Origin of the sequence: Anaerococcus senegalensis JC48, assembly GCF_000321005.1 — a bacterium.
In the GTDB taxonomy this organism is placed as follows: domain Bacteria; phylum Bacillota; class Clostridia; order Tissierellales; family Peptoniphilaceae; genus Anaerococcus; species Anaerococcus senegalensis.
This window is the reverse complement of sequence record NZ_HE578908.1, coordinates 214449-225173: the sequence shown is the minus strand read 5'-3', so window position 1 is coordinate 225173 and position 10725 is coordinate 214449. Positions and strand designations below refer to the sequence as shown.

The following is a 10725-nucleotide window of genomic DNA, read 5'->3' as shown; positions in this document are numbered from 1 at the left end:
ATTAAGCCCGTCCGGCTCATAGAGGACCCGTGCGGAGCACTCGCAGCGAAGCGAGAATAAATGAAGTTAAAAAAACTTTAAATATTAGGTTAAAACAGTATATTAAATATGTGGTGACGATGGCAGAAGGGATACACCTGTTCCCATACCGAACACAGAAGTTAAGCCTTCTAACGCCGATGGTACTCGGAGGGAGACCTCCCGGGAGACTAGGTAGTTGCCAAACTTACTTTTTTGTGAAGATTATATCTTCACAAAATTTGTAAGATTTTTTGACAAAACAATTTTAATATTTTATAATTATTACATATTATATGTGCTTAGGTAGCTCAATGGTGGAGCACCCGGCTGTTAACCGGTAGGTTGTGGGTTCGAGCCCCACCCTGAGCGCCAAATGCCGGGGTGGCGGAACTGGCAGACGCACAGGACTTAAAATCCTGCGGTGGTCAAACACCGTATCGGTTCGATTCCGATTCTCGGCACCAATAACGCGGGATGGAGCAGCTTGGTGGCTCGTCGGGCTCATAACCCGGAGGTCGTAGGTTCAAATCCTACTCCCGCAACCATACTTTTTGTATGTTTGTTTATAAAATTATTAATAAGGCCCTATGGTCAAGCGGTTAAGACATCGCCCTTTCACGGCGGTATCCCGGGTTCAAATCCCGGTAGGGTCACCATTTTGGAAGTATAGCTCAGTTGGGAGAGCATCTGCCTTACAAGCAGGGGGTCACAGGTTCGAGCCCTGTTACTTCCACCATCAAAATAAGTTTTATACTTATTTTATGGCTTAGTAGTTCAGTTGGTTAGAATGCTGCCCTGTCACGGCAGAGGTCGTGGGTTCGAATCCCATCTAAGTCGCCATTGCCTTTAAGGCTATTATAGGATTTGGATTTCAGATGAGATCCAATTTGCTGATGTAGCTCAATTGGTAGAGCAATTGATTTGTAATCAATAGGTTGTAGGTTCAAGTCCTATCATCAGCTCCAATTTTATTGTGAAAATAAAGTTGAATATAAATATAGTTTATGCTATAATATATAATTGTGAAATACAAATTTTGGGGAAGTTCCAGAGTTGGCCAAATGGGACGGACTGTAAATCCGTTAGCTTAGCTTTCAGTGGTTCGAATCCGCTCTTCCCCACCAATTTGCGGGTGTAGCTCAGTGGTAGAGCCCCAGCCTTCCAAGCTGGTTGCGAGGGTCCGATTCCCTTCACCCGCTCCATAAGCGCCTGTAGCTCAGCTGGATAGAGCAACGGACTTCTAATCCGTGTGTCAGAGGTTCGACTCCTCTCAGGCGCGCCATTTTTGGGATATAGCCAAGTCGGTAAGGCACCAGACTTTGACTCTGGTATGCGTAGGTTCGAGTCCTGCTATCCCAGCCATATTTGATCCATTAGCTCAGTCGGTAGAGCACTTGACTTTTAATCAAGGTGTCCGGAGTTCGAATCTCCGATGGGTCACCATTAATATTTCATTTTATTATTTAGTGGTTATACTGGCAAGCTAAATAGGCAAGAAAGGCATTTTAGCCACTGTATTTCTAAATTGATCCATTAGCTCAGTCGGTAGAGCACTTGACTTTTAATCAAGGTGTCCGGAGTTCGAATCTCCGATGGGTCACCAATATATGGAGAGGTACCGAAGCGGTCATAACGGGGCGGTCTTGAAAACCGTTAGAGTCTTACGGCTCACAAGGGTTCGAATCCCTTCCTCTCCGCCAAAAAAGTAAGAGTCAATATCTATTGACTTGATGGAGAAGTACTCAAGTGGCTGAAGAGGCTCCCCTGCTAAGGGAGTAGATCCTTTCAAAAGGGATGCGAGGGTTCAAATCCCTCCTTCTCCGCCATATGCCCAGATAGCTCAGTCGGTAGAGCAGGGGACTGAAAATCCCCGTGTCGGTGGTTCGATTCCGCCTCTGGGCACCAAAAAAATCTCTTCTTAGTTGAAGGATTTAAGTAGGGGTTTAGTTCAGTTGGTAGAACGTCGGTCTCCAAAACCGGATGTCACGGGTTCAAGTCCTGTAACCCCTGCCATTTTAATTTTATATATGGACCTGTAGCTCAGCAGGTTAGAGCGCACGCCTGATAAGCGTGAGGTCGGTAGTTCGAGTCTACTCAGGTCCACCAAAAACAAACCTAATTATGAATTTATTTCATAAAATTTTTTTATTAAAAATTACAAGGTTTTGTTTGGGCCTCTAGCTCAGTCGGTTAGAGCGCCCGGCTCATAACCGGTAGGTCCAGGGTTCGAGTCCCTGGAGGCCCACCAGATTAAGCACCAATTTATTTGGTGCTTTTCTTTTGCTTAAAATTATTTTATAACTAATACTTTTAATAAAATAGTAACATGATTATATGTTCGTAAGTTAAGTATTTGTTTTTTAGAATATGAAATTATTTTAAGTAGAAATAGATTAATTTCTATATTTAAAAAATGATATTTAATATAATTAACTTTATTATTTTAAATTTTAATTTTGTAGCATGTAGTTTAGAAAATAATTTTAATTTTACAATAAATTGGTTTTTTTTATTACTTATTATACAATGTTAATAGGTAATTTACATGTAGGAGGATTTATGAATGTTATTATTGTAGGTGCTGGTAAGGTTGGATCTTATCTTACTAGTCAGCTTTCTGATGAAGGACACAATATTTTAGTTATAGAAAAAAATAAGGATGTGCTGGAAAGACTTCTTTCTCAAAATGATGTGATGGGCATTTTGGGTGATGGTAGAGATATAGATGTTCTAAATGAGGCTAATGTTAATGAATGCGATGCTTTTATTGCCATGACTTATAATGATGATGTAAATTTAATTTCATCTATGATTGCTAAGAAAATGGGAGCTAGAGCAACTATTGTTAGACTTCGTGATCCTAGATATATTAAGGATGATGAGTTTATGAGAACTACTATGGGGGTCGATAGGCTAGTTAACCCGGAATTTTCTGCTGCTAAGGAAATTCAAAGAACTTTGAAATATACCTATGCAGTTAATGTAGAAAATTTTTTAGATTCTAAAGTTATTTTGATTGAGCTAGAGATTGATGAAAATTCTAAGCTTAAAAATAAATCTTTGATGGAATTAAATTCTGAGGGACTTTTGGGTAATACAATTATTGTTATAGGCGAAAAAGATGGTCAGGTAGTTATCCCAAATGGTAATCATATTCTAGAAGTTGGTGAAAAAATTTATGTTGCAGGTCCTAGGGAGGATATTGATAAGTTTTATAAGAGGCAAGTTGATTCAAGAAGAAATATTAAAGATGTTTTAATAGTTGGTGGAGGATCTATTGCTTTATATCTTTCTAGATTATTATTAAAGAGAAATTTTAAGGTTACAGTTTTGGAAAATAATAAGGAAAGGGCATTGAATTTTTCTGAAAGCCTTCCAGATTGTGATGTTATAAATGCTGATGGATCAGATCCCGAAATTCTTGATGAGATTAGAATTGAAAATTATGATGCTGTTGTTTCTCTTACAGGAATTGATGAGGAAAATATTTTAATTTCTCTTCTTGCTAAAAAAAGAGGAATTGATAAAATAATTGCCAAGGTAAATAGAACTCAGTTGTTGAAAATCACAGGAATTCTTGATGTGGATACTACTGTTACTCCAAAAAAATCAGCATCATTTTTTGTATCTAGACTTTTAAGATCTAAAGAAAATTCCAAGGGAGAATCTATTTCAAATCTATTTAGATTATCTGACGATAGGGTTGAGGCTATTGATTTTACTGTTATTGAAAATTCTAAAGTTACAGGTAAGAAATTAAAAGATTTGAAAGTTAAGTCTAATACCCTTATTGTAGGAATTTCTAGAGAAAGTTTGGGAGGTAAAATCGAGGTTGCCAATGGTGAAAGCACAATAGAGCTTGGCGATAGAGTTATGGTTATAACTAAGCTAAAAGATTTTAAAGAAATCGATGATATATTGGAGTAGGTATGAATTTAAAAATAGTAAAATATTCTCTTGGAAAATTATTATTAGTTCTTGCAGGACTTTTAGCTTTTCCCCTTTTAGTTTCTTTAATTTATAGGGAAAGTTTTGCAGATATTAGAAATTTTATAATTCCTATTATAATTTCGATTATTTTGGGAATTATTTTAAGTAAAAGTGGGGATAATAAATCTCACTTATATACAAAAGAAGCTATGTTTATTACAGCGTCAACTTGGGTTTTATTTTCTATTATTGGGGCAATTCCTTTATACTTAACTGGTTCAAATTATAATGGTTATATTGATGCTTTTTTTGAAATGGTTTCTGGTTTTACAACTTCTGGTGCATCTGTTGCACTTGATGTTGAGCTTTTGCCTCATTCTATAATTTTTTGGAGGTCCTTGTCTCACTTTGTTGGTGGAATGGGAATTTTAGTTTTTACTCTTGCTATATTGCCAAATTCTAACAAAGAGTCTTCTCTTTTGATGCAAAGCGAGGTTCCAGGACCTACTTTTGGAAAAATAACTCCGAAATTATCAGATACAGCAAGAAATCTATATGGTATGTATATAGTTTTGACAATAATTACAGCTGTACTTCTTCTTTTGGGAGGTATGAATTTATTTGAATCTATAATTCATGCTTTTGGAGCTGCAGGAACTGGTGGATTTTCTAATAAAGGAATTTCTATTGGAGCCTATGATTCTAGGTATATAGAAATTGTTCTTGCCATAATGATGACGGTTTTTGGTGTGAATTTCAATATTTATTTTTACGCTATAACTAAAAATGTTAGGGAAGCTGTAAAAAGTGAAGAATTAAAATGGTATATAGCAATTATTTTGATTTCATCAGGCTTAATTTTTATAAATATAGTTTCAATTTATCAAAATACAATTTATTCTTTGGTAAATTCACTCTTTACAGTTTCTTCAATAATTACAACGACGGGATATGTTTCAGCTGACTTTGGAACTTGGCCATTATTTGCCAAATCTGTAATTATAATGCTGATGTTTATTGGTGGATGTGCTGGCTCGACTGCAGGAGGACTCAAAGTTTCAAGATTTGTAATTTTGGTAAAAGGTGGAATCAATCAAATAAAAGAATCTATGAATCCAAAAAAAATTACCATAAATAGACTAGATGGTAAAAAAGTTGATGACGAAACCGAAAGGTCAGTTTCAAAATATTTGATTATATATATATTAATTTTTATTATTTTATTTATGATAGTTTCAATAAATATGAATGATTTTGAAACGGCATTTGCGGCAGTTTCTACAACTTTTAATAACGTAGGTCCAGGGCTAGGAGCATTTGGACCAATCACAAGTTTTGCGGAAATGCCCAAACTTTCAAAATTCGTCTTAACCATTGCCATGATTTTGGGAAGACTAGAAATATTTCCTATGCTTTTACTTTTGTATCCTTCTACTTATAGGAATTTGAGAAATAAATAAAAAAATAGTTAAATGACCTAAACCCCAAAATCTGGAAAAAAGATTTTGGGGTTTTTTAATGTCAAAAAAATAGCTTTATTGTATAAAAATATTAAAATAATGTGGAAATCAAACTGTAAATTACTGGAATTGCAAGAGCTGGAAGAATATTTGCTATTTTGGAATCTACTAATTTCAACTGTGAAAGACCAATTACTATTATGGTAAGTCCTCCAGTTCCTGAAATATTATTTATAACATCTTCTCCCAAATATGGACTCAAAAATCCCGCAAGAAGTACTAAGAAGGCTTGAAAAATCAAAATTGAAAATGAAGAAAATGAAACGCCAATACCCATGCTTTGAGCCATAAAAAATGCTACAACTCCATCGATTAAGGCTTTTCCCATCAAAACTTGATCATTTCCTGTAACTCCTGCTTCTATACAACCAATAATTCCCATAGCTCCAAAACAAAAAAGAATAGATGCATTCAAAAAACTTTCTGAGAAGTTTGAATTTGTATCCTTTATATATTTTTTTTCTATTTTTGAAGATAATTTATCAAGTTTACTATCTAAGCCTAAAAACTCACCTATAATTAAACCAATAACAACAGAAATAATTATTATAAGAATATCACCTTTCATTGAAGATCTAATCCCAATAACAATAATTGCTGCAGCTAAAAAATTCATAATCGAATTTCTCAAACTCTCAGAAAATTTATCACCTATTTTTGACCCAAGAAAACCTAAAATTCCAACTAAAATAAAATTAACAAAAACTGCTAACATATCTCCTCCTATAAAAACATTAAAATAAACCCATAAATAATAGGAAATAAAATAGAAGGCACTGAATTTACGATTTTTATATCTGCTAAATCAAGCATTGAAAGACCAATAGCCATAATGCTTAATCCTCCAACTCCAGAAATATTATCAATAACATCTTTTGTAAGAATTGGAGATATAAAACCGGAAATAATAACAATTAATCCTTGGTAAACTATAATTGGAATAGATGCAAAAGCCACACCTATTCCCAAGCTTTGAGCCATAAAAAAAACTGTCAATCCATCAATCATTGATTTTAAAAGAAGAATTTCATTGTTAGAATTTATCCCTGCCTCGATAGATCCAATAATCCCCATACTTCCAACGCACAAAATTAAAGTAGCATTGATAAAAGCTTTTGGGAAATTAGATCTTTTATTTTTTAAAAGTATATCACTTAAAAAATAAGCAAATTTATTAAATTTTCCATCCAAATCGAAATGATATCCAATAATTACTCCAAAAACAATAGATATTATTATAACTAGACTTTGCCCCTTGCTTGCTGATTTAATACCAGCAACTAAAATTAGTAAGGCAAGAAATCTCATTATGTCATTTTTAAGTCTATCAGAAAAATACTTTCCAACCTTAGTTCCCAAAAATCCTAAAATTAAAACTGAGATAGCATTTACAAAAACACCGAGCATAAAAACCTTCTTTATATATTATTTTGTTAAATTATATCAAAGCACTTAAATTTTTGCAAAAATACCATAAAAGTGATAAAGAAAATTGACAATAAAACACCTTTATCTTAATATAAAAAATGAATATGTGAGAAAAAATATATAAAAATTATCTTAAAATAAAAAAATATAAAGGGGAAAATTATGAAAATAGGATTAACAATTGCAGGAAGCGACTCATCTGGTGGAGCAGGAATACAAGCTGATATAAAAACAATGACCTTAAATGGAGTGTATGCACAAAGTGCAATTACTGCTCTTACAGCCCAAAATACTACAGGAGTTTTATCGGTTTTAGAATCAAACCCAGAATTTTTAAAAGACCAACTTGATATGATTTTTGATGATATATATCCAGATGCAATAAAAATAGGCATGGTTTCAAATTCAAAATTAATTTCAGTAATAGCAGAAGAATTAGAAAAAAGAAAAGCAAAAAATATAGTAGTTGATCCAGTTATGGTTTCAACGAGTGGATCAAAATTATTGCAAGATGAAGCTATAAATACACTAAAAAGTAAACTTTTACCCCTAGCTGATATTATTACACCAAATATTCCAGAAGCAGAAATTTTATCAGATATGAAAATAGAAAATGAAAATGATATGGAAAAGGTAGGAGAAATTATCTCTAAAAAATACAATTGTGCTTGTCTATTAAAGGGAGGTCACCAAATAAATGATGCCAATGATTATTTGTTTGAAAATGGAAAAGGCACTTGGTTTAAGGGAAAAAGAATAAATAATCCAAATACCCATGGTACAGGCTGTACTCTTTCATCAGCCATTGCAGCTAACCTTGCAAAAGGTTATGATATGGAAAATTCAATAAAAATGGCAAAAGAATATCTATCAAATGCTCTTTTAGATATGCTTGATTTGGGAAAAGGATCAGGACCAATGAATCATGCTTTTGATATAAATGAAAAATATAAAAAATTAGGAAATTAAAATGACCTTTGCAACTATAATAGTAAATCATGGAACTAGTAAAATAGAAAATCAGAAGGAAGCTATTGGTTTTTTAAGAAAGAAAGTAGAAGAAAAATATAAGGACTCACTTGTAAAATCCTATATGGCAAGCGATAAAATTAGAAAAAAAGTAGAAGATAAGGACCTTTGTCAAGATTTTGATGAGATTTTAAGTGAGTGTAGGAAGAAAAATATAAAAGACATCAGATTTTTGATGGCTTATGTTCTAAGGGGAATAGAATATGAAAAAGTGATGAAAAAAGCTGATCAATTAAACGAAGATGGATTTTTTAATTTTACCTTTACTAAGGCTCTTCTTCAAGAAGAAAATAATGATGAAATTTTAGAATTTCTAGAAGAGCTTGGAGAAAATGACCCAAGTCTTGTGATTTTTCACGGAAGTCCTAGAAAAAACCTAGAAGAATTTGAAAAATTTCAAGAAAAAATAAAAAATTCCGATAAAAATCTATATTTTTCAAGCTTTGAGGATAGAAAATTTGATAATTTAATTAATGAATTTAAAGAAAAAAATATAAGTAAGATAAGGGTAATTCCTTTTTTAATTATTGTAGGTAACCATGTTGCTAAAGACATAGAAGGCGAAAAAGAAAATTCTTATAAGAAAGTTTTCGAAAAAAATAATATAGAAATTAATCTATTAAAAAAATCATTGATTTTGTATAATGAAATTGCTGAAATTTTTGTAGAAAAGCTTGAAAAATAGTTGACAAAAGCGTATTTTAAGTGTATCATTAATTAGTATGAAAAAAGTTCCAAATACTTTTGACATAATCGTATATCCTGAGGGCGATTAATAAATGTCAGGACGAGTAAAGCCGCCACCTATCCGAGCGGTGTCAAAATAGATAGGCAAAAATATTTAAGGAGGAACTTGATGAAAAATCAAAAGACATATGTACCAACAAAGTCAACAATTGAACCAAAATGGTATGTAGTTGATGCAACAGATATGGTTGTAGGAAGACTTGCAAGCCAAGTTGCAGCAATTATTAGAGGAAAACACAAACCAACATTTACTCCAAATATGGACACTGGTGATTATGTAATCGTAGTAAATGCTGAAAAAGTCGTTCTTACTGGAAACAAAGAATACCAAAAAGAATACAAAAGATATTCTGGATATGCAGGTGGATTAAAAACTATTTCTTACAAAGATATGATGGATAAACATCCAGAAAGAATTGTAGAACACGCTGTATTAGGTATGCTTCCACACAACAAATTAGGTAGACAAATGGCCAAAAAACTTAGGGTTTATGTAGGAGAAGATCACGATCACCAAGCACAAAACCCAGAAGTTTTGGACTTAAAGTAAGGAGGACTATAGATGGCAGATATTATATATCAAGCTACAGGTAGAAGAAAAACTTCAGTAGCAAGAGTTACAATGAGACCAGGTAGTGGAGAATTGAAAGTTAATGGAAGAGATCTTGATGATTATTTTTCATATGATACATTAAAAATTATAGCAAAAGCACCATTAAAATTAACTGAAAATGAATCAACATATGATATCAAAGTTAATGTACAAGGTGGAGGATTTAATGGACAAGCAGGAGCTATCAGACACGCTATAGCAAGAGCTTTACTAGAAGTAAATCCTGATTATAGACAAGCTCTAAAAAGAGCAGGTTTTCTTACAAGAGACCCAAGAAAAAAAGAAAGATACAAATACGGTCAAAAGAAAGCAAGAAAATCTTCACAATTCTCAAAAAGATAAGAAGTATTTTACAAACAAGGAATTTTTATTCCTTGTTTTTTTGTGTTTATTTTTATTAAGAAAAATTCATAATGTTAGGGAAAATATCAAAAATATAGTAAAATAAGTATTAGATTAATGTTTTTTATCATTATATTTTATAAATTGTAATACTATTAAATATAAAGGGGAATTATTTTGCAATATTGCTATCATATAGGAAAAAAATTAAGAAAATTAAGAGAAGAAAAAAACATTACAAGAAAAGAATTAGCGGAAAAAACTTATATATCAGAAGAGACAATTCGTAGGATAGAAAAGGAAGAGAATGATCCAAGAATCTCGACCTTATATTCTTTATGTGAGAATTTAGATGTGGATTTACAATTGTTATTTAATGAAAATAAAAAAAATTGTGATAGGCTCATAGAAATTAGGAAAAAGTAAGAACTTTAATATATTATGGCTTTATTGATAATTTTGATTTACTTTTAAATGACATCAATAATAGGCTTATAGCAGAAGAAGTACATATCAATGAAATACAAGCAAGTAAACATTACTATAAAGGAGTAGCTGAGCTTATCAAAGGTGTAGATTTTAACCTTGCACATAAAGAATTCATTACAGCGCTTTTATATATCCATCCAGATTTTAATATGGATAAATTTAAAGAAATAAAATATAATGAATATTCCCTCAAAATACTCCTAGGTTTAGCTATAAGCAAGCTAAGGCTTGGAGAAATAGAATTCTTTGGTTTAATAATTAGATATATATTCGATAATATTGACAAGTCAAATGATGTTTATTATATCTATATATTTTATCTTGCACTTTATTACTATAGAAAAGAAGACTTACTCAAAGCCCTTAGTATATGTAATATAAGCATTATAGAAACTAGATTCTCAAGTAAATTATTCTTTTTAAATATGATATATTATTTAAAAGGATTAATATTATATAAACTGGAAAATTATAGGCTTTTACAACAAAATTTTAATAAAGCTTTATTATTAAGCGAAATAAGTGGATGCATATAAACTAAATAAAAAATTATTATAAATAAATATAAACTATAAGAATCAACACAAATGGGTGTTGATTCTTCTT

Annotated in this window: 10 protein-coding genes, 19 tRNA genes and 1 rRNA gene; 28 read left to right on the top strand and 2 right to left on the bottom strand. The window is 31.9% G+C overall.

Annotated elements, in window-relative coordinates; all coding sequences use genetic code 11:
• Window positions 1-109: 109 nt before the first annotated feature.
• The 22 genes from rrf to ASHG_RS07685 all read left to right on the top strand — a co-directional run bounded on the left by rrf (window position 110) and on the right by ASHG_RS07685 (window position 5411).
• Window positions 110-226 (top strand): 5S ribosomal RNA (gene rrf / locus ASHG_RS07790).
• Between the two features lie 92 nt (window positions 227-318).
• Window positions 319-393 (top strand) — tRNA-Asn (locus ASHG_RS07785).
• Window positions 394-396: 3 nt separating this feature from the next.
• Window positions 397-485 (top strand) — tRNA-Leu (locus tag ASHG_RS07780).
• 4 nt (window positions 486-489) lie between these two features.
• Window positions 490-566 (top strand) — tRNA-Met (locus tag ASHG_RS07775).
• A 36-nt stretch (window positions 567-602) separates the two neighbouring features.
• A tRNA-Glu gene (locus ASHG_RS07770) sits at window positions 603-677 on the top strand.
• Between the two features lie 4 nt (window positions 678-681).
• Window positions 682-757: transfer RNA gene (locus ASHG_RS07765), tRNA-Val, on the top strand.
• 27 nt (window positions 758-784) lie between these two features.
• Window positions 785-861: transfer RNA gene (locus ASHG_RS07760), tRNA-Asp, on the top strand.
• Between the two features lie 49 nt (window positions 862-910).
• Window positions 911-986, top strand: a tRNA-Thr gene (locus ASHG_RS07755).
• A gap of 73 nt (window positions 987-1059) precedes the next feature.
• Window positions 1060-1145: transfer RNA gene (locus ASHG_RS07750), tRNA-Tyr, on the top strand.
• A 4-nt stretch (window positions 1146-1149) separates the two neighbouring features.
• Window positions 1150-1223, top strand: a tRNA-Gly gene (locus ASHG_RS07745).
• A gap of 3 nt (window positions 1224-1226) precedes the next feature.
• Window positions 1227-1303 (top strand) — tRNA-Arg (locus ASHG_RS07740).
• Window positions 1304-1307: 4 nt separating this feature from the next.
• Window positions 1308-1383: transfer RNA gene (locus ASHG_RS07735), tRNA-Gln, on the top strand.
• A 5-nt stretch (window positions 1384-1388) separates the two neighbouring features.
• Window positions 1389-1464 (top strand) — tRNA-Lys (locus ASHG_RS07730).
• An 84-nt stretch (window positions 1465-1548) separates the two neighbouring features.
• Window positions 1549-1624, top strand: a tRNA-Lys gene (locus tag ASHG_RS07725).
• Window positions 1625-1630: 6 nt separating this feature from the next.
• A tRNA-Ser gene (locus ASHG_RS07720) sits at window positions 1631-1721 on the top strand.
• A gap of 32 nt (window positions 1722-1753) precedes the next feature.
• Window positions 1754-1847, top strand: a tRNA-Ser gene (locus ASHG_RS07715).
• 3 nt (window positions 1848-1850) lie between these two features.
• Window positions 1851-1926: transfer RNA gene (locus tag ASHG_RS07710), tRNA-Phe, on the top strand.
• 32 nt (window positions 1927-1958) lie between these two features.
• Window positions 1959-2034 (top strand) — tRNA-Trp (locus ASHG_RS07705).
• 16 nt (window positions 2035-2050) lie between these two features.
• Window positions 2051-2127, top strand: a tRNA-Ile gene (locus tag ASHG_RS07700).
• A gap of 65 nt (window positions 2128-2192) precedes the next feature.
• A tRNA-Ile gene (locus ASHG_RS07695) sits at window positions 2193-2269 on the top strand.
• 311 nt (window positions 2270-2580) lie between these two features.
• A complete protein-coding gene (gene trkA, locus ASHG_RS07690; protein WP_040398704.1) occupies window positions 2581-3948 on the top strand; it encodes a Trk system potassium transporter TrkA in 1368 nt (455 codons plus the stop codon).
• 2 nt (window positions 3949-3950) lie between these two features.
• Window positions 3951-5411: a TrkH family potassium uptake protein gene (locus ASHG_RS07685; protein ID WP_040398703.1), complete on the top strand. Its 1461-nt coding sequence runs from the start codon at window positions 3951-3953 to the stop codon at window positions 5409-5411.
• 91 nt (window positions 5412-5502) lie between these two features.
• Here ASHG_RS07685 and ASHG_RS07680 read toward each other — a convergent pair whose 3' ends face one another.
• Window positions 5503-6186, bottom strand: a complete 684-nt coding sequence (locus ASHG_RS07680; RefSeq protein WP_040398702.1) for a DUF554 domain-containing protein — start codon at window positions 6184-6186, stop codon at window positions 5503-5505.
• Between the two features lie 8 nt (window positions 6187-6194).
• A complete protein-coding gene (locus ASHG_RS07675; RefSeq protein WP_040398700.1) occupies window positions 6195-6878 on the bottom strand; it encodes a DUF554 domain-containing protein in 684 nt (227 codons plus the stop codon).
• Between the two features lie 183 nt (window positions 6879-7061).
• Between ASHG_RS07675 and thiD the strand changes: the two genes are divergently transcribed.
• The 6 genes from thiD to ASHG_RS07645 all read left to right on the top strand — a co-directional run bounded on the left by thiD (window position 7062) and on the right by ASHG_RS07645 (window position 10655).
• Window positions 7062-7868: a bifunctional hydroxymethylpyrimidine kinase/phosphomethylpyrimidine kinase gene (gene thiD, locus ASHG_RS07670; RefSeq protein ID WP_040398699.1), complete on the top strand. Its 807-nt coding sequence runs from the start codon at window positions 7062-7064 to the stop codon at window positions 7866-7868.
• A 1-nt stretch (window position 7869) separates the two neighbouring features.
• Window positions 7870-8613: a sirohydrochlorin cobaltochelatase gene (locus ASHG_RS07665; protein ID WP_040398697.1), complete on the top strand. Its 744-nt coding sequence runs from the start codon at window positions 7870-7872 to the stop codon at window positions 8611-8613.
• 171 nt (window positions 8614-8784) lie between these two features.
• Window positions 8785-9225 (top strand): 50S ribosomal protein L13, encoded by a 441-nt coding sequence (gene rplM, locus ASHG_RS07660; RefSeq protein ID WP_040398696.1) that lies wholly within the window; start codon window positions 8785-8787, stop codon window positions 9223-9225.
• Between the two features lie 12 nt (window positions 9226-9237).
• The gene (gene rpsI / locus ASHG_RS07655; protein ID WP_040398695.1) at window positions 9238-9630 is read left to right on the top strand and encodes a 30S ribosomal protein S9; all 393 of its coding nucleotides are present in this window, start codon (window positions 9238-9240) and stop codon (window positions 9628-9630) included.
• A 177-nt stretch (window positions 9631-9807) separates the two neighbouring features.
• Window positions 9808-10056: a helix-turn-helix domain-containing protein gene (locus ASHG_RS07650; protein WP_004814441.1), complete on the top strand. Its 249-nt coding sequence runs from the start codon at window positions 9808-9810 to the stop codon at window positions 10054-10056.
• 212 nt (window positions 10057-10268) lie between these two features.
• Window positions 10269-10655, top strand: a complete 387-nt coding sequence (locus ASHG_RS07645) for a hypothetical protein (RefSeq protein ID WP_040398693.1) — start codon at window positions 10269-10271, stop codon at window positions 10653-10655.
• The last annotated feature ends 70 nt before the right edge of the window (window positions 10656-10725 follow it).

What these genes read in the sequence shown, in the direction of transcription:
- ASHG_RS07665 (WP_040398697.1), top strand. Translation starts at nt 7,870, where the DNA reads ATGACCTTTGCAACTATAATAGTAAATCATGGAACTAGTAAAATAGAA.
- rplM (WP_040398696.1), top strand. Translation starts at nt 8,785, where the DNA reads ATGAAAAATCAAAAGACATATGTACCAACAAAGTCAACAATTGAACCA.
- rpsI (WP_040398695.1), top strand. Translation starts at nt 9,238, where the DNA reads ATGGCAGATATTATATATCAAGCTACAGGTAGAAGAAAAACTTCAGTA.
- ASHG_RS07675 (WP_040398700.1), bottom strand. Translation starts at nt 6,878, where the DNA reads ATGCTCGGTGTTTTTGTAAATGCTATCTCAGTTTTAATTTTAGGATTT.
- trkA (WP_040398704.1), top strand. Translation starts at nt 2,581, where the DNA reads ATGAATGTTATTATTGTAGGTGCTGGTAAGGTTGGATCTTATCTTACT.
- ASHG_RS07680 (WP_040398702.1), bottom strand. Translation starts at nt 6,186, where the DNA reads ATGTTAGCAGTTTTTGTTAATTTTATTTTAGTTGGAATTTTAGGTTTT.
- ASHG_RS07685 (WP_040398703.1), top strand. Translation starts at nt 3,951, where the DNA reads ATGAATTTAAAAATAGTAAAATATTCTCTTGGAAAATTATTATTAGTT.
- ASHG_RS07645 (WP_040398693.1), top strand. Translation starts at nt 10,269, where the DNA reads ATGGATAAATTTAAAGAAATAAAATATAATGAATATTCCCTCAAAATA.
- thiD (WP_040398699.1), top strand. Translation starts at nt 7,062, where the DNA reads ATGAAAATAGGATTAACAATTGCAGGAAGCGACTCATCTGGTGGAGCA.